The sequence below is a fragment of the Streptomyces sp. NPDC055239 genome (assembly GCF_053606205.1).
In genome coordinates this window covers 191,334-217,224 of sequence record NZ_JBSGRD010000008.1, presented here as the reverse complement: position 1 = coordinate 217,224, position 25,891 = coordinate 191,334, and the positions used below count along the sequence as shown (strand labels likewise).

The window sequence follows — 25,891 nt, the reverse complement described above, 5'->3', positions numbered from 1 at the left end:
GATAGTGGATGGCGTGACTCCGCCCGCGCCGTTACACACAGCTGCCGCCGAAGCCCCTGTTGGCGTTTCCGCCGACATGTGGGCCGACAGCGGCTCCGAGCTCTGCGTCAGCTTCGCGCTCGTGCCACGGCCGGGCTCCGCCGCGCAGGCCAGACAGCTGGCTAAAGCCCAGCTCCTGGGCTGGAACATAGGCGAGGAGGCCCGCGAAGCGGCGGCCCTCGTGGTGTCCGAGCTGGTGACGAACGCGATCGTGCACACCGCGAGCCACCGGATCGTCTGCGAGCTCTGCACACGGCCCGGGACACTGCGCATAGCTGTGCGTGACGATGGATACGGATCAGGTGTCCCGCGGCCCGCCCAGGAGGGGCCCGACGCAGACGACGAGCACGGGAGGGGACTGCTCCTCGTCGAAGCGGTGAGCAACGCGTGGGGTGTGCGGGACGAGGGTCCCGGAGCAGGCCTCACCGTATGGGCGGAACTGCGGGCGTGACGTGAGTGAGGGTGCGGGCGTGAGGACGACGTGGACAGGGGGCGTGTGAGCACGGTGACGGTGCGGCGGCTGTTGGATCTGGACACGCTGGTCCGCTTCGAACGGAGGCGGTCTGCCGCCGCCTCCCCACCGCCCCTGACACGGCTCGCCCTCCCGGACGGGATGTCGCAGCCCCTGGGGTGTGACGCGGTCTCGGTGCCTTCCCGGTTCGGACCCCTGCTGATGGCGCGGTTGCCTCGCGCCGGGTGTGTGTACGAGGACGTGGACGCGGCGCGCTGGTGGTGGATCGTGCCGGCCGACTCCGATGTCGCCCTGGAGTGGCCGTCCCCCGCCTATTACTCCGCGGGAGCCGTGGTGCCGGGCGCCCGGCGCGCTCCCTCACTGATCCACAGCCCCTCCGGGGGCGAGGTTCCCTATACGCCTCCGATTCCGCTGTATCTGGCGTGGTGCAGGGCGACGGGGACCACTCCGGCATGGTCGAGGACCGTACGGGCGTAGGGCCCAAACCACCTGCACCGTTGTACGCCGGGGCGGCACCCTCCCGCCGGAGCCGCCCCGAGCCCCCATCCCCTCGCCTCCCCTCGCCTCCCCTCGCCTCCCCTCGCCATGACACGCCCCGGTCGTGCGCCCCTAGATCTCGGCCATCATCGACTTCACGTCGGCGTGCTCGGCGATGCGGTGGCCGTGGCCACGGTGCGTGGAGGCGATGACGTCGCGGTCGTCGTCGAGATGGGCGCGCACTCCGGTGGCTGATGCCTCCTCACCTGCGCAGAGGTGGACGAAGCGAGGCATTCCTCGAAGTCACGGACCGTACGCATCGTGCGATACGCGTCAAGCGGTGCGGAGCCGTCAAGGCCCTGCTCATGGGGCGCTCGAGGTGTCCGGACTGTGTCGCTCACGGAAGAACTCCTTCGCCTGCGCGGGTGCGGAGCTGCGTGCATGGGGTATGGCACTGCGGCCCGGACGAACCGGCAACAGTTGCCCGGGGTTGCAAGCCCACATCCGACGTACGCACAACACAGAGGGAGAAGCAGACGAACGAAAAGCAGAACGAAAAGCAGAACAACAGCCGCCCCCAGAGCGGGACTTCGGATTCCGAGGCGCTGCTCTTCGGCGGCCCCCTGCGCTACGACACCGGCTGGGCCCAGTACGAGGAGGCCTTCCTCCAGCTGGGGTTCCGGTCCATGCTGAAGCGGCTTCCCGCACTCCTCGCCGCCAGCTTCCGGCTCGCCCGGCAGGCCGACCGGCGGGCCGCGCGCATCGTCATCGGCTCCGAGGTGGGCCGCGGGCTCGCCCAGGCGGTGAGCCTCCTCGCGGTCAACAGCGTCCTCGGCCGTCTGATGACCGACGCTCCGGTGGCCGACCGGCTGCGCGGCGCGGCGCCCGCCCTGGTGACGATGGCGTGCGTGCTGCTCGTGGCCGCGCTGCTGCGCGCCGCGTCGACGTACGCGACGGGCCGACTCGAACCGAAGGTCGAACGCGTCGCCACCGAGCAGTACTTGGAGAGGGCGGCGTCGGTGGAGCTCTCCGCCATCGAGGACGACGCCTTCCACAAGCTGCTCGACACCGCGCAGTACGGAGCCGCGTCCGCCCGCCGCATGATCGGCATCGCCACGCGCGTGGTGAACGCGATGATCTCGCTGATCGCGGCGGCGAGCGTGCTGACCGTCCTGCACCCGCTGCTGCTCCCGCTCCTGGTGACGATGACCCTGCCGAGCGCGTGGAGCGCCCTGACGATCGCCCGGCGCCGCTATGTCTCCTTCCACGCCTGGGTGCAGCACGCCCGCGCGGGGCGCCTCATCGGCAGTCTGCTCACGGAGGCGCGGGCGGCCCCGGAGATCAGGGTGCACGGCGTGGGTCCGTTCCTGCTGCGGCACTTCCGGTCCATGGCGGAGGCCGCGGAGGAGGAGCAGGCGCGCCTGGCGCGGCTCGCCGCCCGGACGGGGTTGATCGCGGCGGCCTGGACGGGGCTCGCCACCGTGGCGACATACGCGACGCTGGGCGGCCTGATGCTCGCCGGGGCGATGGCGCTCTCCGTGGCGGGCACCGCCGTCATCGCGATCCGCACCGGCGCCTCCAATCTCGACACCCTCGTGGTGGAGATCAACTCCCTGCACGAGGACGCCCTGTTCGTCGGCGACCTGGAGCGGCTCTTCGTGGAGGCGGCGCAGCGCGCGATCCCGGTCGGCGGCGCCGAACTGCCCGCGGATCCACGGGAGATACGGTTCGAGAACGTCACCTTCCGCTATCCGGGAGCCTCGGACAAGGACGCGCTCAGCGACATCTCCCTCACTCTTCCCACCGGGAAGATCGTCGCCCTCGTGGGCGAGAACGGCTCCGGCAAGACCACGCTGGTCAAGCTGCTCGCGGGCCTGTACGCGCCGAAGGACGGCCGGATCCTGTGGGACGACGTGGACGCGGCGACCGCGGACCGGCATCAGCTGGCGGAACGTATCGCGATGGTGGCGCAGGACTTCAAGCGCTGGCCGTTCACGGCGCGCGTGAACATCGCGATCGGCCGGTCGTCGGTGCCGCTCACGGACGACCGGATCGGCACTTCCGTCGGGGAGGCCGGTGCCGGGGACGTCGTGGCCGATCTGCCGCGCGGGCTCGACACGCTGCTGGCCCGCGCGTTCACCGGCGGGCACGAACTGTCGGGCGGTCAGTGGCAGCGGCTCGGCATCGCGCGTGCCGCGTACCGGCGCGGCAGCATCCTCATCGTGGACGAGCCGACGGCGGCGCTCGACGCCCGCGCCGAGCTTGAGGTCTTCGAGAAGATCCGGGCCCTTGCCGGAACGGGCCAGACCGTCATCCTCATCACGCACCGCCTTGCGTCGGTGCGCCAAGCGGACCTGGTCCACGTCCTGGAGGGCGGGCGTCTGGTGGAGTCGGGCTCACCCGACGAGCTCCTGCGGACGGGTGGTGTCTATGCGGAGCTGTACGCCTTGCAGGCCGACCAGTTCACGGCGAAGGTCCCCTCACCGAACGGGCACGCCGAGCGCTGAGGCTTGAGGCTTGCGGTCTGAGGCCTGAGCGCTGAGCGCTGAGGGCATGCTCGGGCCTACGCGGCGGCGGCTATCTCGGCCAGATCGGCCAGATCCGTCACCGCGGTCACGCCGGTCGGGGCGGGCCCGCGCACGATCACCAGGAAGGCGTCGGAGGCGAGGTCCATCACGACCTCCGCCTGCTGCCCCTCCATACGGCGGGCCCGCGCGAACTCCTCCGCGGGCCACGATCCTCGCGACCCACCGGCCGGAAAGCGTTCCAGTACCACTCGACTGTTCATCATTGTCCTTCTGCTCCCCCGTTGGCAGTCCTCATAGGACTCTTTCGAAGTAGAACGCGCCGAGGGGCCTGAAGGACTCGCAACGTGACGTACCTGACACCGAGTTGTACCGGTTCCTCACATCTCGTACTCGTCGTGATACCGCAGTCGGCTGCTGCCCGCCGGAGCCCCGAGCCCCGTCGAGCGGCCTTTCGGCTCCTCCCACTCCTCCTGCCGGCCGAGGGCGGTGAGATCGAGGAAGCTGGAGTACGAGGCCATCCAGTCGAGACCGCGGTCGTACGTCGAGTACGTGTGGAAGACGCGGTCCCCGTCGCGCAGGAAGCAGCTGAGGCCGGGCTGTTCGTAGGATCCTTCGCCCTTGTCGACGGTGGCGTCGAAGTCGTGGTTGAAGTCGCTGTCGTTCGAGGAGTACCACGGCACCGTCCAGCCCATCCGCGCCTTGAAGGGCAGGATCTTGGTGAACGGCGCGCGGGAGACGGCGATGAAGTTCGTGCTGCGGGCCCGCAGATGGGCGAGGTGGCCGATCTGGTCGATGAACGCCGAGCAGCTGCGGCATCCCGCGTCCCACTCCGGGGCGAACATGAAGTGGTAGACGATCAGTTGGGCGTCTCCGGCGAAGAGGTCGAACAGTGTCGCCTTGCCGTCGGACCCGTCGAACAGGTACTCCTTCTCGATCTCGACCATCGGAAGCCGGCGCCGCTCGGCGTTGAGCGCGTCACGCGCCCTGGTCGCCGCCTTCTCCTTGGCGAGCAGTTCCTTGCGCGCGGCGAGCCACTCCTCGCGCGTGACGATGTCGGGAAGTCCCATGATCCGTCAGTCCCTCCTGCGGACCCGCCCCTCGGATCCGTACCTCTGAGAGGGGTGACCTGCGGGATCGTCGGAACTCATCGGTCGCCGCGAAGAAACTTCGGAGAATGCCCCGCTCGCCCTCAGGCCTCGTGCTCCTCAGGCCTCGTACTCCTCAGCCCTCGTACTCCTGGATGCGTTTCCCGTGGCCGCGGTCGATCAGGGCGGGCAGCTCGGCCTCCAACTCCCCCACGATTTCCGGCACATCGAGGGTGAGGAGTCGCCGGTCGCGCATCAGGATCCGCCCGTCGACGATCGTCGTGGTGACGTCCGACGAGCGGGCGCTGTGCACGAGCGTGGCCGCGAGGTCGTGCACGGGCCGGGTGTGCGGCCCGTCGATGTCGACGAGGACGATGTCGGCGCGGCGGCCCGGCGCGAGGCTGCCGATGTCGTCCCCCAGGCCGACGGCCCGCGCGCTCTGCAGCGTGGCGTGGTCGAGGGCCTGGCGCGCGGTCAGCCACGCCGGGTCGCGCAGCGTGGACTTCTGCACGAGTGCGGTGAGCGTCATGGACTCCCACACGTCCAGGGTGTTGTTCGACGCGGCGCCGTCCGTGGCCAGGCCGACGGGGATGCCGATCTCGCGAAGGGCGCGCACCGGCGTGGTGTCCCAGCCGAACTTGAGGTAGCCGCGGGGCGCTGACGCGACGGCGACGCGCCCCGTGCCCTCCTGGAGGAAGGGCAGGTCGCGGTCGAGGATGCCGGTGCCGTGCGCGATGAGGACGTCGACGTCGAGCAGCCCTGTGCGGTGCAGGGTCTCGATGGGGGTGCGGCCGTGGCGGTCGAGGCTGTTGTCGGTCTGGGCGCGGTTCTCCGCCGCGTGCAGATGGACCATGAGGCCGTGCTCGCGGGCGAGTTCGGCGGTCGCGGCGAGGTCCTTGTCATCGACGGTGTACGGGGCGTGCGGGGCGAGCGAGGTGGTGATGCGGCCGTCGGCGGCGCCGCGCTGCCGCAGTGCGAACTCCAGCGATGCGGCGCGGCCCTCGGGCCCCTGCGAGGAGAAGAAGGCCGCGCCGAGATTGGCGCGAAGACCACTCCGGGCGACGGCGTCGGCGACGGTGTCCATCGCGAAGTAGTGGTCGGCGAAGGTCGTCACGCCGCCCCGGATCATCTCGGCGCAGGCGAGCCGCGCGCCGAGTCCGACGACCCGCTCGGTCAGATTCGACTCGATGGGCCAGATCCAGTCGTTGAACCACTCGTGCTCCGGCAGATCCTCGGCGATGCCGCGCAGGGCCACCATCGGCGTGTGCGTATGGCAGTTGATCAGACCCGGCAGGGCCACCTTCCCGCGCGCGTCGATGTGCTCGGCGGCCTGGAGCCCCGCGACCACGGGGTTGGCGGTGACGGCTTCGATGCGACCGTCGCGCACGACGATGGCCGCGTCGTCGAGAAAACCGATCTGGCCCTGTGCGTCGTGGGCGAGGGCCGTGCAGCCCGTGATGACGAGGTCGGCGGGGCCGTGCGCGGGAGGCGGCGTCATCTCTTCACGGTACGGGGAGTGCGCATCCCGTGCCCTGTCGCGTCGCCCGTTTCGCGAGCACGCTGACGTCAACTATCCACCGCGCGAGAACAGTTGGAGCCCGCCATGCTCCTCGGCACGTGGAACCTGGAGAACCTCTACCGGCCCGGCGGCAGGTTCGGACCCAAGGACAAGGCCGCCTACGAGGCGAAGCTGGCCTCGCTCGCGGCGACGATCAGGGCGCTGAACCCGAGTGTGCTCGGCGTGCAGGAGGTCGGCGACCCGGAGGCCCTCACGGACCTGGCCGGGATGCTTGAGGGCACCTGGCACACCACGCTCTCGGAGCACGCGGACGAGCGCGGCACCCGCGTCGGCTTCCTCAGCTCGCTCCCGGTCTCGGTCGTGGCCGACGAGAACCGCTTCCCCGCCCCGCTGCGGCCCGTGCAGGTCAGCGACGCGGGCAAGCCGGTGGCGCGGGCGGGGCGCGGGGTGCTCGCGGTGACGGTCTCGACGCGCGCCTTCTTCTTCGACGCGGCCGTCTGCCATCTGAAGTCGAAGCTGCTCTCGTACGGCGGTGGCCGGTTCACGCCGCGGGACGAGGGAGAGCGGGCCCGCTTCGGGGCGTACGCGCTGAACCGGCGTGCGGCGGAGGCCACGCTGGTGCGTTCGATGGCAGGGCGTCTCCTACAGGGTGACGGCCGCGAGCACGATGTCGTGGTGCTCGGCGATCTGAACGACGAGGTGTCGGCGGCGACGACCCAGATCCTGCTCGGCCCGCCAGGCTCCGAGATCGGCACCACGGGATTCGACCAGCCGGACAAGGGCGACGCGCAGCGGCTGTGGAACGTGGCCCCGCGCATCCCGGCCGAGCAGCGTTACTCCCGTATCCGTGCGGGGCGCCGCGAGCTGATCGACCACGTCCTGGTGAGCCGCGGCCTTCTGAGCCTGGTCACGGCGGCGGGCACGGGCGTGCCTGGCTCGACGGCGACCGCGCTGCCGTCGGTGGACGACGAGGATCCGGCGGTACGCAGGGACGCGAGGGGCTCGGACCACGCGCCGGTGTGGATCCGGATCGAGCGCTAGGCCCTGGCTCCGGCTAGGCCCCTAGCTCCGGCTGGTCGCCGCCGCCCCGACCGCTGCCGCCGTCGCCGCCTCCTGGCGCTCCCATGCCTGCTGGAGCCGCAGCGTGTCTTCGAGGACCGTGTCCTCGACCATCCGCCCCCAGCGGATCCTGGCCCACTGGATGCCCTCGTTCTCGTACAGGCTGCCGTCCGCGAGGGTCGCCTCGATGCGCAGCCGGACGACGACGTGGGTGTTCCAGGGCCAGCCCTTGACGACCACGTCGGTGAGGCTGAGCCGCATGCCGGGGATGCGCTGGTTGGCCCGCTCGAACCAGTCGGCGAAGGCATCGGGGCCGCGCAGTTCGGCGCCGAGGACACCGTCGCCGATGAAGCGGAACTTCAGATCGGGGGCGGCCATGGCGACGGCGGGCCGGTAGTTGCCGCTGCCGTCACCCGCGATGCGCCAGAGGGCTCGGACCTTGCGGCGGACGATGGCGTGGTACATCGGGGGCACCTCCGGCGAGAGAGTGGCTTGCAATTCACAAGGGGCCTGCACACATCACCGTAAGCCGGTTCCTTGCAAACGACAAGCGAGTACCGTGGGCGCCATGAGAGGCGAACGCTTTGCCCGCATGCACTGCTCGGTGGCGCGCGCGGCGGCCGTGACGGCCGACCGGTGGACGGTGCTGATCCTGCGCGACCTGTTCCTCGGCCTGAACCGCTACGAGGATCTCCGTGCCGACCTGGGCATCGCGACGAACATCCTGGCGGACCGCCTCGAGCACCTGGCCGCCGAGGGCGTCGTGGAGCGCCGGGCGTATCAGGACCGCCCAGTGCGCCACGAGTACGTACTGACACCCGCGGGCCAGGAGCTCTACGGCACCGTCCTGACCCTCATGACCTGGGGCGACCGCCACCGCTCCGGCGGCGAAGGACCGCCCCTGCTGCCGGTCCACGACACCTGCGGCCACCCCGCCGAGCCCCGCGTGACGTGCGCGCACTGCGGCGGGGAGCTGACTCCGGGGACGGTGACGCACACGCCGGGCCCCGGCGGGCGGACGGCGCCGGGGACGGCGCTGGTGCACACGGTGCTGCCCGCGGGCTGAGGCCCGTGCTGCTGAGGTCCGTGCTGCTGAGGGCTGAGCCTCAGCCGCGCGGGACCACCGTCGAGAGCACACCCGGCAGCGGATACCAGTCCGACGACACGATGCTGGCGTTGCCGCGCGCGAGCAGGGCGACACGGTCCCGGGCCTGGGTCTCGGTCGGGTTCACGGAGTCGATGGCCGGGGCGACGTTGTGGGCGTCGGACATGACGACCAGATAGCGCCGGTCGGCGTACCACTTCGTGTCGATGGTGCCGCCCGCGTACTTGGACGCGTCCCCGTCGAACAGTACGAACCAGGGCCGGATCGCCGCGTCCGTGTACCGCCCGCGCGGATCGCCAGCCTCGGCGCCGAGCACGGCGGGGAAGGCCGCGGCCTCACCTAGGCGCCCGGCCGCAGCGAGGTCGCGCAGATGCGTGGCGTACTCGCGGTCGGTCCACAGGGTGTCGAGCGGGTTGCTCTGCTCGACGGTGCCGGGGATGAGCTCGACGATGAACTTCCCCGCGAGGGCGCTCCGCTGGGGCCAGCCGTCACTCCGTACGGCCTCGTCGAGGTTGGCGTGCCCTCCGGTGAGCTGTCCCGGGCGGTAGACGGCGTCGCCGAGCTTGCTGGTCAGGAGGGCGTCGAGGTCGGCGGGCCCGCGTCCGTTCTTCCCCTGGAAGCCGTCCTTCAGCTCGACCTTCAGGAGGATGGGCCGGTGGCCGGGGTGGGCGTCGTGCCAGCTCTTCATGTCGGAGAGGCAGCCCGCGAAGCTCTGATTACGCGCTTTGGTGCGCAATTCGGCCGGGCTCGTGGCGTTCTCGCAGTTGCTGTCGTTGCCGACCGGGTTGCTGTGCGAGACCCGCCAGCCGCTGCCGAACACATTGGTCCACACGTCGAGTTCGAGCATCCCGGCGCCCGAGTCCAGCGCGTCGGCGAAGTACGGGAACTTCGACTTCTCGTAGGCGTTGTGGACGCCGACGCCGGTGGTGGAGGCGTACGGCGACTGCGGCGCCGGATCGTCGGCGGCGGATGCGGAGCCGCTCGCCGACCCGGCGGTTCCGAGCGCCAGCGCGCCGGCCGCCGCGACCACCATGGCAAGGCCTGCCCCTGTACGTGCCCTCATGTCAGCTGTTCCCTCCACCGCTCCGGTCAATTCTGATGAAACGTATGGGAGTTGAGTGGCGTATGGGAAGACGGCGATTTACGGGAGAGGAGAGATATCCAGCCGTGCGGCCACGAGGGAGAGGGCGGGGGTTGCGGCGAGTCCGCTACCGTCTGCGCCGGTTATGGATCAACGTACTCAGAGCATCGCCCGCTCACGGAACCCGTAGAACTAGCGAACCCGTAGAACTCACGAACCCGCAGAACTCGCGGAACCCGTAGCAACTGATCCGCCCCCACCGATCTGCCCCCACGGAACAGCCACAGAAAGGGATCAGCCCCCATGCCCCTCACCCTCTCCCGCGTCTCCCGCACCCGTCTCGCCGTGACCACGGCCGTCGCCGCGGTGCTCGCCGTCGGCGCACCGGCCGCGTACGCCACGCTCGACACGGGCGCGCGGACGCCCGGCACGACCACCACGACCCAGGTGTCGCGGGGCGACGCCTATACGGAGACCCGTCTCCTCTTCGGGACCGAACGCCCGGACGGCGGACCCGACGTGACGGACAAGCAGTTCATGAAGTTCATCGACGTCGAGGTGACGCCGTCGTTCCCCGACGGGCTCACCGTGCAGGACGGCCGCGGCCAGTGGCGGGACTCGAACGGCAAGATCGAGCGGGAGCGTTCGTACGAGCTGATCCTGCTGTATCCGACGTCGCGGGCGCACAAGAGCGACGCCCTGATCGAGGAGATCCGCAAGGACTACGTGAAGGAGTACGCGCAGGACTCGGTGGCGCGGCTCGACGACAGGCTGCGCGTGGACTTCTGAGGGGCGCTCGCGCCGTCCGGTTCTGTCAGGCCACCGCGGTGAGCTCTGCGAGCAGCGCGTCGATGCGCTCCGCGTGCCGCCGCGGCAGGCGACCCGTGTCGTCGACGTGCACCGCGCAGGCGGTCGTGGTGTCGACGAGGCGTTCGAGGGTGACCGCCACCTGCTCCGAGCCCGCGGAGTGCCGCGCGAGGGTGGGGAGCTCGGCGGCCGCGAGGTCGATCGCGGCACGGGCCTCGGCCAGCGTCCGGTAGGCATCGCGCCGCAGGGCCCAGCGGGCGGCACGGTGTTCGGCGTCGGCTGAACCACCGTCGCGGGCGCCGCTCAGGACGTGGCGCAGATAGGCGTGCGCGGACTCACGGGCGGCCGAAAGCCGGTCCTGTACGCGGCCCCCGCGCTGCACCGGCCAGGGCAGATGCCCGACGAGCAGGACGATCCCGCAGGCCAGCAGCGTCTCGCCGATACGCCCCCAGGAGGCCTGTGGCTCGCCGCCCACCATGACGAGGGCGAGGACGAGCACGGTGACGACGGCGGTCTGGGCGGCGAAGTGGCGGGTGGCGACGGGGATCAGCGCACCGCACACGGCGACGACGGCGACGAGTCCGGCGGGCCGCGGCAGCAGGGCGGCGAGCCCCGCGAAGAGCACGGCGCCCAGGACGGTGCCGAGGGCGCGGCACAGGACGCGCGAGGCGAGCGGCCCGAGGTCGGGCTTGACCAGGAAGACGGCGGTGGCGGGCAGCCAGTACCAGTGCGGGTGGTGCAGGGCCTGCGCGACCGCGGTGCTCGCCCCGAAGCAGAGCGCGACCCGCACGCCGTACTCGCGCCCGCCGGGGCCGATCGCCGTGCGCAGTACGTCGACGGGGCCGCGCCCGCGCCCGTGCGGGGGCCTGGCGGTGCCGCCGTCGAAGGCCTCGGCGGCGTGCAGCAGCGCGTCGTCGAGGGCGCGGAGCCCGGCGCCGGAGCGGGCGGGCGCGGGCAGCGGCCCGCAGGGAACGCCGTCGCGGATGGCGGCGGCGAGGCGGCGCGGCCCCTCTCCCGCACGTTCGGGGAGCGGCTCGTCGGCCCAGGCGAGCGCGGTCGCCGCCTCGCCGAGGGGCAGCGCGGCGCGGTACTGCGCGTGCAGCCGCCGCTCGGCAGCCGAACTGGCGCGCCGCCGAAGACGCGGCCCGGAGAGGGCGTCCTGTGCCTGGTCGAGTGCGGCGGTGAGGGCGGCGCGGCGGGCGGTCGATTCGGGGGTGCCCGCGGAGTCGAGGAGCGAGGCGACAGCTTCATACACGGCGCAGACTGCGGCACGCTCGCCGTCAAGCCGATAGGGAAGTCCGCCGCCGGCGCCGCCACCGACACCGGCCCACCCCGTGCCGGGCGAGGGCGAAGGCAGCAGGAGCCTCAGCAGGAGCAGCCACCCGGCTCCGGCGAGGAAGAACAGCGCGCGCTGCCACCCGGGCTCGGGCAACGGCATCCCGGCCCCGATGGCGGCGGCGACGAGCAGTTGTGTGCCGCCGGCCGACGCGACGGGCCCGACGGCGCTGAAGGCACCGGCGAGCAGGCCGAGCACCGCGAACAGCAGGGGCAGCGGATACGACCCTCCGACGCGATCGGCGACGTAGGCCCCCAGGAGCATCCCGCCCGCGCCCGCCAGCGCGGGCGCCCCGAGCCGCCGGACGGCGACGCGCCTGCTCCCCGGCCTGTCGTTGATCCCGGCCAGCATGGCCCCGAGCGCGGCGACGACCCCCATGGAGACCCGCCCGGCGACCACACCCGCGCAGAGCAACGGCCCGGCGGCCAGCGCACCCCGCACCACGGAGTGCCACGGCACGGGCCCACGCTGCGTACGCAGGGCATGACCGAGCCAGGGCGGAAGGGAAGTGGCAGCGCGCGGGATCAGCGGGATCACTGGTTTCACGTGCTCCTGTCGTCATCGGAACGGGTACGTGTACCGCCGGACGACATCGGCCTTGGCTTGGGATCAACCCTAAACGGTGTTCGTGCAGAGGGAGGAACGGGAGCATTTCCGTGATGTGACGTTCGGTGGGCGTTCTGTGAACGCCGCGCGGGTGGTCCGGCGGACGCTCCGCTCCGTCGGCGGCGCCTGACCATGGCTGTAGGCAGGTTCTCCCCCGTGACGGAGAACCTGCCTTAACCTGCCTTTTATAAGCCCCTTACCGAAAGCTCTCTCAAGCCTTCCCTCGAGCCCTCTCTCAAGCCCGCAGGGCTATTACCGGGCCGTGTACCACTTCACGGCATGCGTACGCTTCGGCCAGTTGAAGTCGCCCTCATCGGGAATTCCGATCGTGCCGCTTCCCGAATTCGTCGCCCGGTACTTGTAGCCCTTGTGGACCTTCAGCGATACCGTCGGGGACTTGCAGGACTTCGAGTTGCGGCAGCCGCCCAGCTTGGCACCCGAGTAGTCCTTCAGCTTTCCGCTCTTGTAGGAGCTCATGGCTGCGTCAGGGCGCTGAATGGGGAGCTTCTTGCTGCACTTCTGGTAGCCGTAGGCATACACCTTGCCGTGGCTGCGCCATACCTTCACGTAGTTCGTGCAGCCGTGGTAGGACTTTCCGTGCCCCGTGGCCGCCTGGGCTCCGCCGCTGCCCGCGAATACGCAGGCGAGCGCGACCGAGCCGACGCCGAGTCCCCGCAGAATCCTCTTCATTCTTTCCTCCCGTGTTTTTGGTGCCGCCGAAAACATTAAGGCAACTCGGCGCACCCAAAAGAGGCACTGACGGGAGTTGACGGGAATTTTAAGTTTCATATTGCACTTTTGTGCAATACCCGATCCCTATAAGGGGTGCAATCAGGGACACTTCGGCAGTCGGTCACGGGGCGATCATTCCCGTGACCGCCCCCACCGGGTCCGTGTCCGCCTCGCCCTCCGGCCACCAGTCGTCCCGGCCCGGTTCGCTTCGGTACGGGTACCAGCGGCCGTCTCGGCCGTAGCGGAGTTGGAGGGAGCCGGAGGCGTTGGTGAGGTGGTTGCGGTGGATCGTCATGCGGGGGAGGTCTGCCGTGATCAGGGCGCCCCGGGCTCGGTCGAAGGGGCCCGCCGGGGGGTCCCAGGGGGACTCCAGGAGCGCGAGGCCCTCCTCGCCGCCCTGGCGCCAGGCCGCTGCCGCTCGGGAGAGGTCGGCGGGGGTGTGGTCCACCGACCTCGCCAGTTCGGCGAACTGGCGGCTGAAGCTGCGGCGGCCCGTGAGGCCGGGGTGGGAGGCGGCAAGGCGGATCGCGTCGTGCCAGGGGTCGGCAGCGGCGAAGGGGTCCGCGCCGGTGGTGAGGTAGGCGTGGGCCCGGGATGCCGCGTCCGTGGCCAGGAACTCCAGGGATGTGGGGTTGGGGGCGCCGGGGAGGGAGGGGAGGAGCGGGGGTTCGCCCGGGTGGGCGGGAGCGGGTAGCGGGGGTGGGAGCGGCGGGCGGTAGTCCGTTGCCAGGACGTCGCGGGCCAGGGTGCCGGGCAGGGTTTCGCCGGTCGCGCCCGGCGACGTGGTGGCTTGCTCGCGGGCCGCCTGCTGCGCGTTGCGCCGGGCCAGTTCGTCGAGCAGTACCTGTTCGTCTCCGCCTCGCAGGAGGAGGAGTACGAAGGGGTCCGCGTCAAGGAGTCTCGCCGTCTGATACGTGAGCGCTGCCGCGTGCTTGCAGGGGCGGCCGTGGTCGGGGCACGTGCAGGACGGGACCAAGTCGCCAGAGCCTGGGAGGAGTTGGATGCCGGACTGGTCCGCCGCCTCCACCAGTGCGTGCGGCATGTCCTTGTCCAGGAGCGCCGCGATGTGTGCCGGTTCGGTGGCCACCGCGTCCAGGAAGTTGTCCCAGTCCTCCGGTGTGAGGGTGCGCATGCGGATCTCGGCGCGGTAGGGGCGGGGGCGGCTGCCGTGTACGTACGCCACGATGCGGCCCGGTGCGACCGTGATCGTGTCGACGTGCCCCTCACGGGCGTAGGCCCGCCCGCGTGCCAGGCGCCCGGCATCGAGCGACGTCCCCTCCAGGGCGCCGATCCAGGCGTTGCCCCACCAGGAGGTGGCGAACGGGGCTTGGGGGTCGGGGTGTCGAGGGAGCGGGGGGAAGATGCGGCCAGTGTTGTTGGCTAGGCGGGCGGCGGTCATGCCGGTGCGGGCGGCGGGGCGGGCGGAGGGGCGGGCGGAGGGAGTTGTGGCGTTTCGCTCGGCACGGTCTGCGGGGGGCACGGCGGCACGCTCGGCGGGGGTCACGGCGGCACGCTCGGCAGCCGTCTTGGCGTTTCGCTCGGCACGCTCGGCGGGTGTCATGCCGGACCGTCCGTCACGACCCGCGCGAGGCACACCGGACCGTCCGTCACGACCGGCCCCGCCTGCCCCTCCACGGTCAGCTCGATCGCCGTCACCAGCACCGCCCGCACGATCATCACCGTCCGCGCCAGAACGGCCGCGTCCGCCCCTCACGACATCCTCCGCAACGACACCAGATCCGCCAGCTGCGCATCCGAGAGTTCCGTCAGTGCCGACTCGCCACCGCCGAGGACCGCGTCCGCCAACGCCTGTTTCGCCGCGAGGAGTTCGGCGATGCGGTCCTCCACCGTGCCCTCCGTGATCAGGCGGTGGACCTGGACCGGCTGGGTCTGGCCGATGCGGTAGGCGCGGTCCGTGGCCTGTTCCTCGACGGCCGGGTTCCACCAGCGGTCGTAGTGGATGACGTGGCCCGCCCGGGTGAGGTTCAAGCCCGTTCCCGCCGCCTTCAGAGACAGCAGGAACACCGGGGCCTCGCCCGACTGGAAGCGATCCACCATCTCCTCCCTTCGCGGCACCGGCGTGCCCCCGTGCAGGAGTTGCGTGCCGATACCGCGCGAGGACAGGTGCGACTCCAAGAGGCGCGCCATCTCCACGTACTGCGTGAAGACGAGCACCGCGCCGTCCTCCGCCAGGATCGTGTCCAGGAGTTCGTCGAGCAGTTCCAGTTTCCCCGAGCGGGAGCGGCCCCCGCGTGTCGCGATCTCGCCGTCCTTCAAGTACTGCGCCGGGTGGTTGCAGATCTGCTTCAGCGCCATGAGGAGTTTCATGACGAGGCCCCTGCGCGCGATGCCCTCGGACGCCTCGATGCGGGCGAGTGTCTCGCGTACGACCGCCTCGTAGAGCGATGCCTGTTCGCGGGTGAGCGTCACCGGGTGATCCGTCTCCGTTTTCGGAGGCAGTTCCGGGGCGATGCCCGGGTCGGACTTCTTGCGGCGCAGGAGGAAGGGACGGACCAGGCGTGCAAGGCGCGCCATCGCCTCGTCGTCCTCACCGCCCTCCACCAGGCGGGCGTGTCGTGCGCGGAACGATTTGAGGGGGCCGAGGAGACCCGGTGTCGTCCAGTCCAGCAAGGCCCAGAGCTCGGAGAGGTTGTTCTCGACGGGGGTGCCGGTGAGTGCCACGCGCGCCGCGGAGGGGATCGTGCGCAGCGCCTTCGCCGTCGCCGCGTGCGGGTTCTTTACGTGTTGCGCCTCGTCCGCGACCACCAACCCCCATGCTTGGGAAGCGAGTTCGGGTGCACTCGTACGCATCGTTCCGTACGTCGTCAGGACGAAGCCGCCCTCGATGTCGCCGGTCAGGCTGCGGCCCGTGCCGTGGAAGCGGCGCACCGGGACCCCCGGCGCGAACCGCTCGATCTCCCGCTGCCAGTTGCCGAGGAGCGACGCCGGGCAGACCACGAGGGTCGGTTCGGGGCGCGCCCGGTGCAGGTGGAGGGCGATCAGGGTGACCGTCTTGCCGAGGCCCATGTCGTCGGCGAGGCAGCCCCCGAGGCCGAGCGACGTCATCCGGTCGAGCCAGGCCAGGCCCCGGAGTTGGTAGTCACGGAGGGTCGCGGCGAGCGCGGGCGGCGGGGTGACGGGATGCAGGTCGCCGGTCAGGCGTTCCCGCAGCCGGGCCAGGGCGCCGGTCGGGACCGCCTCGACCCGCTCGCCGTCCACCTCCGCCGCGCCGGTCAGCGCGACGGACAGCGCGTCCACCGGGTCCAGGAGGCCCAGATCCCTTTTGCGGGCCTTGCGTACGAGGTCGGGGTCGACCAGGACCCATTGGTCACGCAGGCGTACGACCGGGCGGTGCGCCTCCGCGAGGACGTCCATCTCCGCCTCGGTGAGGAAGCCGTCGCTTTCGGCTCCGTCGCCGGGACCAAGCGCCAACTGCCAGCGGAACTCGAGGAGTTGCTCGGTCTTGAAGAAGTCGAAGTTGTCCGCCGCCGTGCCGGGCGCCGGACGCACGACCGCCGTCGCGGTAAGGCCGCGGATCAGTTCCCTGGGCCAGTGCACGGCCACCCCCGCGGCGCCGAGCCGGGTCGCCGCCACGCCGAGGAGTTCGTACAACTCGCCCTCGCTCAGCGGGAGTACGTCGGGGCGCGGCCGTTCCAGGAGGCGGGCAAGCGGTGGCCATACGCGGGCCGCCCGCCGCACCGCGAGCAGCGTGTCCACACGGGCGCGCGGGCCGAAGTGGTCCGCTCCGGACCAGAGTTGGGCCGCGTCCGTGACGAGAGTGGGGTCGGCGAGGCTGTGCACCTGCACGACGGCCGCCGCCGGGCTCGCCACGCTGTCGACGGGCCCGCCGTCCCGGTCACCGGGCGTGGCGTCGCGTACGTCGTCCGATGCCCCGTCGAACACCTCGTGCGCCTGCAGATCGAGCCGCAGCGACACCCGCACCCCGGCGTCCATCCCGGCCGCCACCTCCGCGGCCCACTCCCGTGCGCCCGGCAGCCGCTGCGGCTCCCGCGCGGCGAAGGGCGCGCCCACCGCGTGCGCGGCGGCGGGCGTGCGCGGCAGGGTGTCCACCACCGCGTCGACGAAGGCCCTGACGAGGGCGAGCGGCTCGGGGAGCAGGAGGGGCTTGCTGCCGGGCAGCGGTACGGCGTGCGCCTCCACCGGCAGCGCGGCGGCGATCGCCCGCAGCTGCGTGACATCGGCGGCGTCCAGTGGTCCGGCGCGCCACGCGTCCAGGTCGCCGCCGGTCAGGCCGGGCAGCATCCTGCCCCGCGCGGCCAGGTGCAGGGCGTGCCGGGCGGCAGTGGCCCAGCAGGCCACCGCGGGGTGCGCGGGCCCGGTACGCAGCAGGAGCGGGGCGGCTTCCGCGACCGGCAGGATCAGCGCGGGGACGGTACGCGTACGGATGCCCTTGCCGTGGGGGCGTACGACTGCGATCTCGCCCTGCGTCGCGCCGGGGAGTCCCGGGGGCCCCTCCCTGCCCTCCCTGCCCTCGCCTGGCTCAGCCCCCGCCCCGGTCCCGGCCTCAGACCCGACCCCAGCTCCGGAAAGCCCGGCAGGCAGCTCTCCCTCCGGCGCCCAGAACGCGATCCGCCCCTCCCTCGGCACGTCGGCCGGAAGGAAGACGGCGGCACAGGAGCGCACGAGCTCTCCGAGCCGCCCCGCAGGCGGCAGAGGCGCCGTGGTGGCATCAGTGCGCGCGGCAATCGCTGCCATCGCGTTCACCACCTCGCTCGCCCTCGGTCACTCGTACGTCATTCCCGCACGCCACCCTAGGCCAGCTGTCCCGGAGCGAACGCTGGTAGGAAACTTTCCTAACAATAATTCACCCAAGGTATTGACGCGCTCATGCCATGTCGACAAGATGCCTGCGAATGGCCTCCGCACCGCTCACGGCCCCCCACGCCGATCTAGGAGACGGACATGCCGCCCACCCCCCGCGCCATGAAGTCCCGTACCGAAAAGGCCCGTACCGTAAAGGCCCGTTGGGCCATCCCCCTGGCAGCGGGCGCATCGCTCGCCCTCGTCGGCGGGGTCCTCCTCTGGTCCCCGGCAGGTGAGGCCGACGCCACACCGAACGGCACGGACACGAAGGCCGCCTTCACCGCGGTGGCCGCCGGAGACATCGCCGAACAGTGCACCTCGGACGACAGCGGCTGCGCACACCCCAAGACCGCCGCTCTCGTCCAGCAGCTCGACCCGTCCTTCGTCCTCACGATGGGCGACAACCAGTACGACGACGCCCGGCTGCGGGACTTCGAGGACTACTACGACACCAGCTGGGGCGCGTTCAAGGACAAGACGCGCCCGGTGCCGGGCAACCACGAGACGTACGACCCGGCGGGCGCCCTGAAGGGCTACAAGTCCTACTTCGGCAGCATCGCGTACCCCAAGGGCAAGAGCTACTACAGCTACGACCAGGACAACTGGCACTTCATCGCCCTCGACTCCAACAGCTTCGACGACAAGGCGCAGATCGACTGGCTCAAGGCCGATCTCGCCGCCAACTCCAAGAAGTGCGTGGCCGCCTACTGGCACCACCCCCTCTTCTCATCGGGCGAGCACGGCAACGACCCGGTCAGCAGGCCCGTCTGGAAACTGCTGTACGCCAACAAGGCCGAGCTGGTCATGAACGGCCACGATCACCACTACGAGCGGTTCGCCCCGCAGAACCCGGACGGAAAGGCCGACGCCAACGGCATCGTCGAGCTGCTCGGCGGCATGGGCGGCGCCAACCCGTACAAGATCGAAGAAGTCCAGCCCAACAGCGAGAAGCGGATCACCAAGACCTTCGGCGTGGTGAAGCTGAACTTCACCGACACCGGCTTCTCCTGGAACCTCGTCGGCACGGACGGCGCGACGAAGGACAGCAGCCCGTCCTACAAGTGCCGCTGAGCTGCTGCGATGTATCTGGCATCCACGGATGCGGTCGCCAAGGCCAAGAGTGAGACGGCAACGACTGCAACCAAGGCAACCACTGCTGAGGGCGCTGAGACCAAGGCCAAACGCGGTCGCGTCGCCGGGCCCGTCATCGCCCTCGGCGCGGTCAGCCTGGTCACCGACATCTCATCCGAGATGGTCACGGCGGTCCTTCCGCTCTACTTCGTCCTCCAACTCGGCCTTTCACCAATCCAGTTCGGATTCCTCGACGGCCTCTACAACGGCGTCACCGCCTTCGTGCGGCTCTTCGGCGGGTACGCCGCCGACCGCGGCGGGCGGCACAAGCTCGTCGCCGGCAGCGGGTACGCCCTCTCCGCCCTCTCCCGGCTCGGCCTGCTCCTCGCGGGCGGCGCCACGGCCGGGATCGGCGCGGCGCTCGCCGCGGACCGCATCGGCAAGGGCGTACGGACCGCGCCGCGCGACGCGCTGATCTCGCTCAGCAGCCCGCCGGACGCCCTCGGCCGGGCGTTCGGCGTGCACCGCGCGATGGACACCACGGGTGCGCTGCTCGGGCCGCTCGCCGCGTTCGCGCTGCTCTGGGCGACGGCGGACGCGTACGACGCCGTGTTCGTGGTCAGTTTCTGCTTCGGGCTGCTCGGAGTCCTGATGCTGGTCGCGTTCGTTCCGGGGCGGGACGATCTGGCCCGCTCACCGAAGGAGGCACGGCCGACAGGCCCCAGGGTCAAGGTGTCCGGCCTGTCCGGCCTCCTGCGTCTCCCCGCCTTCCGGCGCATACTCGGCGCCGCGTCCCTGCTCGGCGCGGCCACCATCGGCGACGCCTTCCTCTATCTGCTCCTCCAGCGTCGCCTCGACTTCGCGGTGAGCTGGTTCCCGCTCCTGCCGCTGGGCGCCGCCGCCGTCTATCTGCTGCTCGCTGTGCCCGCCGGGCGTCTCGCCGACCGCGCGGGACGCCGCACCCCCTTCCTGGCCGGACATGTGGCGCTGCTCGGCGGATACGTCCTGCTGCTCTCCCCCGCCGACGGCTGGGCCCTGCTCATCGGCGTACTCCTGCTCCTCGGCATCTTCTACGCGGCCACCGACGGCGTCCTGATGGCACTGGCCACGCCGGTGCTTCCACAGGGGCGCCGGGCCAGCGGCATGGCGGTCCTGCAGACGGGCCAGGCCCTGGCTCGCCTCGTCGCGGCTGCCGGGTTCGGCGCGGCTTGGACGCTGTGGGGCATCGGCCCCGCGCTGACCTGCGCGGCGCTCGCACTGACGGCGGCGCTGGCGGGGGCGGCGGCGCTCCTCCCTCGCCGGGAAAGGCAGAAACAGACATGAAGCCCCCCACCCTCACCCTCACCCTCAAGTCCCTGCGCGCCCGCATCATCGCCGTGTCCGCAGCCGCCGCGGTCCTCGCGACGGTGGCCGTCACCTACACCCTGCACGCGACCGACCGCGCCGAACCGGCCTCCGCCACATCGGAATTCGCCCTCGACCCGCACCACCTCTACTTCCGCGGCACGGAAGAAGCGGACGCGGGCCGCGTGGCCCGCACCGACCCTCCACCCGGCAAGGGCCCCCGCACCACAGGCGGCCCCTCCTGCGAGCGCTTCTACGCCGCCTCGGACACCGCGCTCTGCCTCCAGCGCCGCCCGGGGATCCCGCCCACGTCGTACGCACTCGTCCTGGACCGGCAGCTGCACGAGAAGCGCCGCATCGCGCTCACCGGCATCCCCAACCGGGCCCGGGTCTCGGCGTCGGGCCGGATGCTGTCCTGGACGATGTTCGCGACGGGCGACTCCTACGCGGGCTCTTCCTTCTCCACCCGCACATCGATTCTGGACACCCGCACGGGCTACCTGATCAAGAACATGGAGGAGATCCCCCTCACCCTCGACGGCCGCCGCTACCACTCTCCCGACGTCAACTACTGGGGCGTCACCTTCGCCAAGGACGACAACCGCTTCTATTCGACGGTCTCGACGAAGGGCAGGACCTATTTGGTCCAGGGCGACATGAAGAAGTGGGCGGCCCGCACCCTGCGCACGAACGTGGAGTGCCCCTCGCTCTCGCCCGACAACACGCGCCTGGCGTTCAAGAAGCGCGTACGGAAGGGCGGTTCGAACCCCTGGCGCCTGTACGTCCTGGACCTGCGCACTCTGCGCGAGCACCCCCTCGCCGAGACCCGTGGCGTCGACGACCAGGCCGCATGGCTTGACGACAAGACCTTGGCGTACTCCCTGCCCGGCGCCGAGGGCAGGAAGCAGGACATCTGGACGACGCGGGCCGACGGCAAGGGGGCTCCGAAACTGCTGGTGCGGGGCGGGACTTCACCGGCGGCGGTGCGCTGAGTGGAGGGCCTACTGCCGCCCCCCCTGAAAAATTCGGATACGCACCGCCGCCCACCGCCCGCAGGATCAGACCCATGACCACCACTCACCGCACCGTCGTGCCGACCCTCTTCCCGCCGCCCGGATACGCCCATGCCGCCCTCGTCGATGCGGGCACCAAGCTCGCTTTCATGGCGGGCTCGGTGCCGCTCGATCCCGAGGGGAACCTCGTGGGGGAAGGTGACGTGGCGCGCCAGACCCGGCAGGTCATCGCCAACCTCGACGAGGCCCTGCGCGCGATCGGCAGCGACCTGACGCAGGTGGTGGCAAGCACGGTGTACGTCGTGAGCGACGAGCCAGGACCGCTGAGCGAGGCGTGGGAGGTCGTGCGGGCCTCCGACCTGCTCGCGAAGGGGCCGCACACCTCGACCCTGCTCGGCACCACGTGTCTCGGCTACGCAGGGCAGCTGGTGGAGATCACCGTCACGGCCGTGGTCCCGGAGTAGGCCAGTACTCCGGGACCGGGGAGCGCGTCAGCCCCGCGCCCTGCTCGCGAGACCGAGGGCGTACTGCGGCCACCACTGCCCCGCCCTCGGCCCGCCCCGGCAGGTTCCGTCGGACTCGCCGGGCCGCTTGATCCACAGGTAGGCGTCGAGCGCGGCGGCGCCGGTGGCGGTGGTGGGCGGGGTGCCGAGGGCACGGCCGGGCGGGTTGCACCAGGCTTCGTTGCCTCCGCCGGTGTAGGGGCCGTTGCCGTTGCGGCTGCTGTCGACGACGAAGTGCTTGGCGCCGCCGAGCGCCCTTGCGAGGCGGTATCCGTACACCGAACTCGCGTAGTTCGTCTGGTAGTTGGACACGTTGACGGCGAAGCCGTCGGCCCTGGCGATACCGGACTGACGCAGCGGGGCGACCAGGCGGTTGTGGTCGGGGATCCAGCCCGAGTTGCCCGCGTCGAGATAGACCTTGGTGTGCGGGCGCGCCTTGATGCGGTTGACGGCGTAGGCGAGAAGGCCGTACCGCTCGCGGGCGTCGGCCTTCGCGCAGCCCGCGATCTTCTGCGCGACGGCGTCCGGTTCGACGACGACGTACGCGGCGCGGTCCCCGATGCCCGCGGCGAACTCGTCGATCCACCGCCGGTACTCCCCCGCGCTCCCCGCCCCGCCTCCGGAGTAGTCACCGCAGTCGCGGTGCGGGATGAAGTACGTGACGAGCACCGCGGTCCGGCGCGCGGCGGTCGCCGCCGCCGTGGCCGCGCGGACCACCGGGCCCGGCCCCGGGCTGTGCAGCCACACGGCTTGGGGGCGTCCGGCGATGCGCTCGATGAGTCGGGCGTCGGCGGTCCGGCCCTGGCGCCGCCACGCGGTGGCCTGGCGGGCGGCGGCGCTGCCCGGTTCGACCCAGAAGGCGGCGCCGGGGGCGCCGGCCGCTCGGGGGTCGGGCCCTGCCGCCGCCGCGCCACCGGACGCCGCCGCGCTCAGCAGGAGCGCGACGGAGAGAAGCCTGGCGAGGCGGGGACCGGCGCCACCGGGGCGGGGACGGGCTCGGTCGGGGCGGGGACGGGCTCGGCCGGGTGATCGGAAGGGCGGCTGCGACACCGGGCACCTCCAGTTGCTCGGCACCGGACGGGCCCGGCGCATTCCCCGGAGTCTGCGGTCGCCGGGCCCCCGCAAGGCCTCCTGCACCGCCGGTCCTGCGGCAGATCACCCGAAGAATCACTCCGACGGCGGCGGCGCCCAAGTGCGAGTCTTCGGCAGGGGTTTGGCATAACCACCGGCGCGGCTCGTGGTCAGACCGAGTCCGACGAGCGACTCGGCGAGCTTCACCGCGGCGGCCACCCCGTCGACCACGGGCATGTCGAGGGCGGCGCCGACCTTCTCCTGGAGCCCTGTCATCCCGGCGCAGCCGAGCACGAGGACCTCGGCCCCCGCGTCGCGGGCCCGCTCGGCCGCGGCGAGGAAGGCGCGGACGGTGGCCTCGGAGTCCCCGAGGTCGAGGACGCCGAGCCCGGTGCCGATCACGGCGGCGCAGTTCTGCGCGACGCCCGCCGCGTGCAGGCTGTCCTCGATCTGGCCGCGCGCCCGGTCGAGGGTGGTGACGACTCCGTACCGCCTCCCCACCAGGCAGGCCAGATGAGCGGCGGCCTCGGTGATGTCGACGACCGGCACGTCCAGGAGCTCCCGGGCGCCCTCACGTCCGTGCTCGCCGAACCCGGCCATGACCACGGCGTCGTACGACTCCTCGTACCCGCGCAGAGTGTCGAGGACGGCGGCCGCCGAGAGATAGCTGTCGAGCCACCCCTCGGCGGACTCCGGTCCCCAGGCGGGGGTGAGCCCGGTGATCGTGGTGCCGGGGGCTGCCGCGTCCCTGGCGCCGCGCACGATCTCCTCGGTCATGGCCTGTGTGGTGTTGCAGTTGGTGACGACGATGCGCACTAGCCCGCCACCTCCACCGCGTCCGTGAGCGCCGCGGTCCGCTCGGCGCGGCACAGGACCGCGTAGAGCAGCGCGGCCGTCGCCGTACCGATGAACCAGGAGTACGGCGCGACGTAGTCGAAGAACGGCACAAGGGCGCACACGGCCGCGAAGCCCGCCGTCGGGACGAAGGCCGCGAGCGCCTTCGGGTTGACGCCCTTCTTGTAGTAGTACGGCGATCCCGGCTCGGCCTTGAAGAGCGCCTCGGCGTCGATGCGCCCGCGCTTCACCCAGAAGTAGTCGACCGCGATGATTCCGAACAGCGGTCCGAGGAAGGCGCCGAGGCCGCCGAGGAAGTAGTTCACGACGGTGGGGTTGGAGTAGAGGTTCCACGGCGTGACGAGCAGCGCGGCGACCGTGGAGATGATCCCGCCGATCTTGAAGGTGATCTTCTGCGGCCAGACATTGGCCAGGTCGTACGCCGGTGAGACGAAGTTGGCCACGATGTTCACGCCCATCGTGGCGACGGCGAAGGTGAGCGCTCCGAAGACGAGCACCCAGGTGTTGCCGATCTCGGCGACCAGTTCGGCGGGGTCGGTGATGGCCTTGCCGAAGACCTCCAGACTGCCCGCCGTGACGATGACGGAGAGGATCACGAAGGCCGTGGAGTTGATGGGCAGGCCCCAGAAGTTGCCGCGCTTGACGGTGCGGTAGTCGGGGGCGAAGCGCGAGAAGTCGCAGAAGTTGAGCATCAGCGTGCCGTAGGTGGCGAGGATAAGACCGATGGCGCCGAACCACTGCCGGACCTGCTCGCCGGTGGAGACGGGGTGGGGCGTGCTGGTGAGCGAGATGGTCCAGCCCGCCTTCCAGAGGATCCAGACGGCGAGTGCGATCATCACGACCCAGATGGCGGGCCCGCAGAAGTCCTGGAACTTCCGTACGGATTCCATGCCTCGGGTCATGATCAGCCCCTGCACCAGCCAGAGGGCGACGAACGAACACCAGCCGAGGGCGTGCAGGCCGAGGAAGGAGTGCTCGGTCCAGGCGTCGAGCCCCGGGAAGGCGGCAATCAGCATCACATTGACCGCGATGGAGGCCAGATAGGTCTGGATTCCGTACCACATGATGGCGATCACGGCCCTGATCAGGGCGGGGATGTTGGCGCCCCAGACGCCGAAGCTGATGCGGCTGACGACGGGGAACGGCACGCCGTGGCGCTGGCCGATGCGCCCCATCATGTTCATCCCGACGTAGATGAGCAGGAAGCCGACGAGGAGCGAGGTGAAGATCTGCCAGACGTTGAGGCCGAGCACCAACAGACCGGCCGCGAAGGTGTAGTTGCCGAGGTTGTGGACGTCGGACATCCACAGGGCGAAGAGGTCGAAGACCTTCCACTTGCGTTCGGCGGAGGGGGCGAGGTCTTCGTTGGTGAGGCGGGGGTCTGGCACGAAGTCGGTCGCGGCGGCTGCGCCTGGGGAGTCGGCGGCGTCGGCGCGCTGGGTGAGGGACACGGGGCCTCCTGCGAAGGGGGACGGAGGTGCGGCGCGTTTCCCTTTGGTATACCAAAGTTTGGTATACCACAGATTCCGTCATGCTCCCGCTCCCGGAGGCGCCCGGCAATGTCCGTACGGTTACGAATCGGTAAATCGATGCGGGGTTCGGCAATGATGGACACATGACGACCGTGGAGCAGCCGCTGGCCGCCGTACGCGAACGCGTGCTCGCCGGGCTACGGCAGGAGATCATCGCCGGACGCCTCGGCCCGGGCGACCGCCTGGTCGAACGCGAGCTCGCCGAGCGCCTCGGAGTGTCCAGGGTCCCGGTCCGCGAGGCGATCCGGGCCCTGGTCGCGGAGGGCTTCGTCACCTTCGAGACCCCGCGCAGAACCGTGGTCCGCCGCCTCACCCGTACCGACGTGACCGAACTCTTCGAGCTGCGCGAGGCGTTGGAGGTGTTCGCGGCGGGGCGTGCGGCGCAGCGCGCCACGGAGGAGGGCCTCGCGGAGCTGTCCGCCCTGCTCGACAGCGCCGCGAAGGCGACGCGCACGGTGGACGCGGAGGCGATCACGGACATCAACACGCGCTTCCACGACCGCATCCTGGCGATGGCGGGGAACGGCCTGCTGACGTCGGTCATGGAGCCGGTGGACGGACGGCTGCGGTGGATGACGCGGCGGAACGAGGAGTGGACGCACCTGCTCGCGGAGCACCGGGAGCTGTACGAGGCGGTGGCCTCGGGGGATGCGGAGCGGGCGCGGGGCGTGGCACTGGCCCATGTGCGGACCAACTACCGCTCTACGGTGCGGCATCTCTTCGGCGAGCAAGAGGAACAGGGCTAGTACCCAATCCGGCCGGGCCGGAAATATCCAGCCCGGCCGGAGACTTCCAGCCCGTCCGGCGTTCGAGGACGAACTCGGCGAAGCCG

At 71.1% G+C, this 25,891-nt stretch carries 24 protein-coding genes; 11 read left to right on the top strand and 13 right to left on the bottom strand.

The window, feature by feature from the left end:
* Window positions 1–13: 13 nt before the first annotated feature.
* Complete coding sequence (locus ACWFRJ_RS25365; RefSeq protein WP_453535183.1) at window positions 14–490, top strand: ATP-binding protein; 477 nt, start codon at window positions 14–16, stop codon at window positions 488–490.
* A 45-nt stretch (window positions 491–535) separates the two neighbouring features.
* On the top strand, window positions 536–988 hold the full coding sequence (locus ACWFRJ_RS25360) for a hypothetical protein (RefSeq protein ID WP_453535180.1): 453 nt from the start codon (window positions 536–538) through the stop codon (window positions 986–988).
* Between the two features lie 132 nt (window positions 989–1,120).
* On the opposite strand, the gene ACWFRJ_RS25355 is transcribed toward ACWFRJ_RS25360, so the two are convergent.
* Window positions 1,121–1,282, bottom strand: a complete 162-nt coding sequence (locus ACWFRJ_RS25355; RefSeq protein ID WP_453535177.1) for a thiamine pyrophosphate-dependent enzyme — start codon at window positions 1,280–1,282, stop codon at window positions 1,121–1,123.
* Window positions 1,283–1,593: 311 nt separating this feature from the next.
* Between ACWFRJ_RS25355 and ACWFRJ_RS25350 the strand changes: the two genes are divergently transcribed.
* Window positions 1,594–3,495: an ABC transporter ATP-binding protein gene (locus ACWFRJ_RS25350; RefSeq protein WP_453535729.1), complete on the top strand. Its 1,902-nt coding sequence runs from the start codon at window positions 1,594–1,596 to the stop codon at window positions 3,493–3,495.
* Between the two features lie 56 nt (window positions 3,496–3,551).
* On the opposite strand, the gene ACWFRJ_RS25345 is transcribed toward ACWFRJ_RS25350, so the two are convergent.
* The 3 genes from ACWFRJ_RS25345 to ACWFRJ_RS25335 form a co-directional block, all read right to left on the bottom strand.
* Window positions 3,552–3,779: a hypothetical protein gene (locus ACWFRJ_RS25345; protein ID WP_453535174.1), complete on the bottom strand. Its 228-nt coding sequence runs from the start codon at window positions 3,777–3,779 to the stop codon at window positions 3,552–3,554.
* A 114-nt stretch (window positions 3,780–3,893) separates the two neighbouring features.
* Window positions 3,894–4,583 carry a DUF899 domain-containing protein gene (locus ACWFRJ_RS25340; protein ID WP_453535171.1) on the bottom strand — a complete coding sequence of 230 codons (690 nt, stop codon included), beginning with the start codon at window positions 4,581–4,583 and terminating at the stop codon, window positions 3,894–3,896.
* Window positions 4,584–4,737: 154 nt separating this feature from the next.
* A complete protein-coding gene (locus ACWFRJ_RS25335; protein WP_453535168.1) occupies window positions 4,738–6,099 on the bottom strand; it encodes an amidohydrolase in 1,362 nt (453 codons plus the stop codon).
* Window positions 6,100–6,204: 105 nt separating this feature from the next.
* Between ACWFRJ_RS25335 and ACWFRJ_RS25330 the strand changes: the two genes are divergently transcribed.
* Entirely contained in the window at window positions 6,205–7,161 is a 957-nt protein-coding gene (locus tag ACWFRJ_RS25330) for an endonuclease/exonuclease/phosphatase family protein (protein ID WP_453535165.1), read from the top strand.
* A gap of 21 nt (window positions 7,162–7,182) precedes the next feature.
* Here the strand turns inward: ACWFRJ_RS25330 and ACWFRJ_RS25325 are convergent, their stop codons facing one another.
* The gene (locus ACWFRJ_RS25325; protein WP_453535162.1) at window positions 7,183–7,644 is read right to left on the bottom strand and encodes a nuclear transport factor 2 family protein; all 462 of its coding nucleotides are present in this window, start codon (window positions 7,642–7,644) and stop codon (window positions 7,183–7,185) included.
* A gap of 103 nt (window positions 7,645–7,747) precedes the next feature.
* Here ACWFRJ_RS25325 and ACWFRJ_RS25320 point away from each other — a divergent pair, with 103 nt between their 5' ends.
* Window positions 7,748–8,245 carry a winged helix-turn-helix transcriptional regulator gene (locus tag ACWFRJ_RS25320; protein WP_453535159.1) on the top strand — a complete coding sequence of 166 codons (498 nt, stop codon included), beginning with the start codon at window positions 7,748–7,750 and terminating at the stop codon, window positions 8,243–8,245.
* 40 nt (window positions 8,246–8,285) lie between these two features.
* Here the strand turns inward: ACWFRJ_RS25320 and ACWFRJ_RS25315 are convergent, their stop codons facing one another.
* On the bottom strand, window positions 8,286–9,347 hold the full coding sequence (locus tag ACWFRJ_RS25315; protein ID WP_453535156.1) for a phosphatidylinositol-specific phospholipase C domain-containing protein: 1,062 nt from the start codon (window positions 9,345–9,347) through the stop codon (window positions 8,286–8,288).
* Window positions 9,348–9,668: 321 nt separating this feature from the next.
* On the opposite strand from ACWFRJ_RS25315, the gene ACWFRJ_RS25310 reads away from it, so the two are divergent.
* Window positions 9,669–10,154, top strand: coding sequence for a DUF3574 domain-containing protein (locus tag ACWFRJ_RS25310; RefSeq protein WP_453535153.1), 486 nt, complete (start codon window positions 9,669–9,671; stop codon window positions 10,152–10,154).
* A gap of 25 nt (window positions 10,155–10,179) precedes the next feature.
* Here ACWFRJ_RS25310 and ACWFRJ_RS25305 read toward each other — a convergent pair whose 3' ends face one another.
* The 4 genes from ACWFRJ_RS25305 to ACWFRJ_RS25290 form a co-directional block, all read right to left on the bottom strand.
* Window positions 10,180–12,036, bottom strand: coding sequence for an FUSC family protein (locus ACWFRJ_RS25305; protein ID WP_453535726.1), 1,857 nt, complete (start codon window positions 12,034–12,036; stop codon window positions 10,180–10,182).
* 330 nt (window positions 12,037–12,366) lie between these two features.
* Complete coding sequence (locus ACWFRJ_RS25300; RefSeq protein ID WP_453535150.1) at window positions 12,367–12,804, bottom strand: hypothetical protein; 438 nt, start codon at window positions 12,802–12,804, stop codon at window positions 12,367–12,369.
* A gap of 163 nt (window positions 12,805–12,967) precedes the next feature.
* Window positions 12,968–14,407, bottom strand: coding sequence for an SWIM zinc finger family protein (locus ACWFRJ_RS25295; protein WP_453535147.1), 1,440 nt, complete (start codon window positions 14,405–14,407; stop codon window positions 12,968–12,970).
* A gap of 149 nt (window positions 14,408–14,556) precedes the next feature.
* Window positions 14,557–17,562, bottom strand: a complete 3,006-nt coding sequence (locus tag ACWFRJ_RS25290) for a DEAD/DEAH box helicase (protein WP_453535144.1) — start codon at window positions 17,560–17,562, stop codon at window positions 14,557–14,559.
* Window positions 17,563–17,769: 207 nt separating this feature from the next.
* Between ACWFRJ_RS25290 and ACWFRJ_RS25285 the strand changes: the two genes are divergently transcribed.
* The 4 genes from ACWFRJ_RS25285 to ACWFRJ_RS25270 all read left to right on the top strand — a co-directional run bounded on the left by ACWFRJ_RS25285 (window position 17,770) and on the right by ACWFRJ_RS25270 (window position 21,562).
* Complete coding sequence (locus ACWFRJ_RS25285; RefSeq protein ID WP_453535141.1) at window positions 17,770–18,741, top strand: metallophosphoesterase family protein; 972 nt, start codon at window positions 17,770–17,772, stop codon at window positions 18,739–18,741.
* 9 nt (window positions 18,742–18,750) lie between these two features.
* On the top strand, window positions 18,751–20,064 hold the full coding sequence (locus tag ACWFRJ_RS25280; protein WP_453535138.1) for an MFS transporter: 1,314 nt from the start codon (window positions 18,751–18,753) through the stop codon (window positions 20,062–20,064).
* A complete protein-coding gene (locus ACWFRJ_RS25275) occupies window positions 20,061–21,077 on the top strand; it encodes a TolB family protein (RefSeq protein ID WP_453535135.1) in 1,017 nt (338 codons plus the stop codon). The genes ACWFRJ_RS25280 and ACWFRJ_RS25275 overlap by 4 nt, the downstream gene beginning before the upstream one ends.
* 74 nt (window positions 21,078–21,151) lie before the next feature.
* The gene (locus ACWFRJ_RS25270; protein ID WP_453535133.1) at window positions 21,152–21,562 is read left to right on the top strand and encodes a RidA family protein; all 411 of its coding nucleotides are present in this window, start codon (window positions 21,152–21,154) and stop codon (window positions 21,560–21,562) included.
* 27 nt (window positions 21,563–21,589) lie between these two features.
* On the opposite strand, the gene ACWFRJ_RS25265 is transcribed toward ACWFRJ_RS25270, so the two are convergent.
* From ACWFRJ_RS25265 to ACWFRJ_RS25255, 3 genes are all read right to left on the bottom strand, one after another.
* Entirely contained in the window at window positions 21,590–22,651 is a 1,062-nt protein-coding gene (locus tag ACWFRJ_RS25265) for a glycoside hydrolase family 6 protein (RefSeq protein ID WP_453535130.1), read from the bottom strand.
* 117 nt (window positions 22,652–22,768) lie between these two features.
* On the bottom strand, window positions 22,769–23,488 hold the full coding sequence (locus ACWFRJ_RS25260) for an aspartate/glutamate racemase family protein (protein WP_453535127.1): 720 nt from the start codon (window positions 23,486–23,488) through the stop codon (window positions 22,769–22,771).
* Complete coding sequence (locus tag ACWFRJ_RS25255; protein WP_453535124.1) at window positions 23,488–24,978, bottom strand: NCS1 family nucleobase:cation symporter-1; 1,491 nt, start codon at window positions 24,976–24,978, stop codon at window positions 23,488–23,490. The genes ACWFRJ_RS25260 and ACWFRJ_RS25255 overlap by 1 nt, the downstream gene beginning before the upstream one ends.
* Before the next feature lie 164 nt (window positions 24,979–25,142).
* Between ACWFRJ_RS25255 and ACWFRJ_RS25250 the strand changes: the two genes are divergently transcribed.
* Window positions 25,143–25,805 carry a GntR family transcriptional regulator gene (locus ACWFRJ_RS25250; RefSeq protein WP_453535121.1) on the top strand — a complete coding sequence of 221 codons (663 nt, stop codon included), beginning with the start codon at window positions 25,143–25,145 and terminating at the stop codon, window positions 25,803–25,805.
* The last annotated feature ends 86 nt before the right edge of the window (window positions 25,806–25,891 follow it).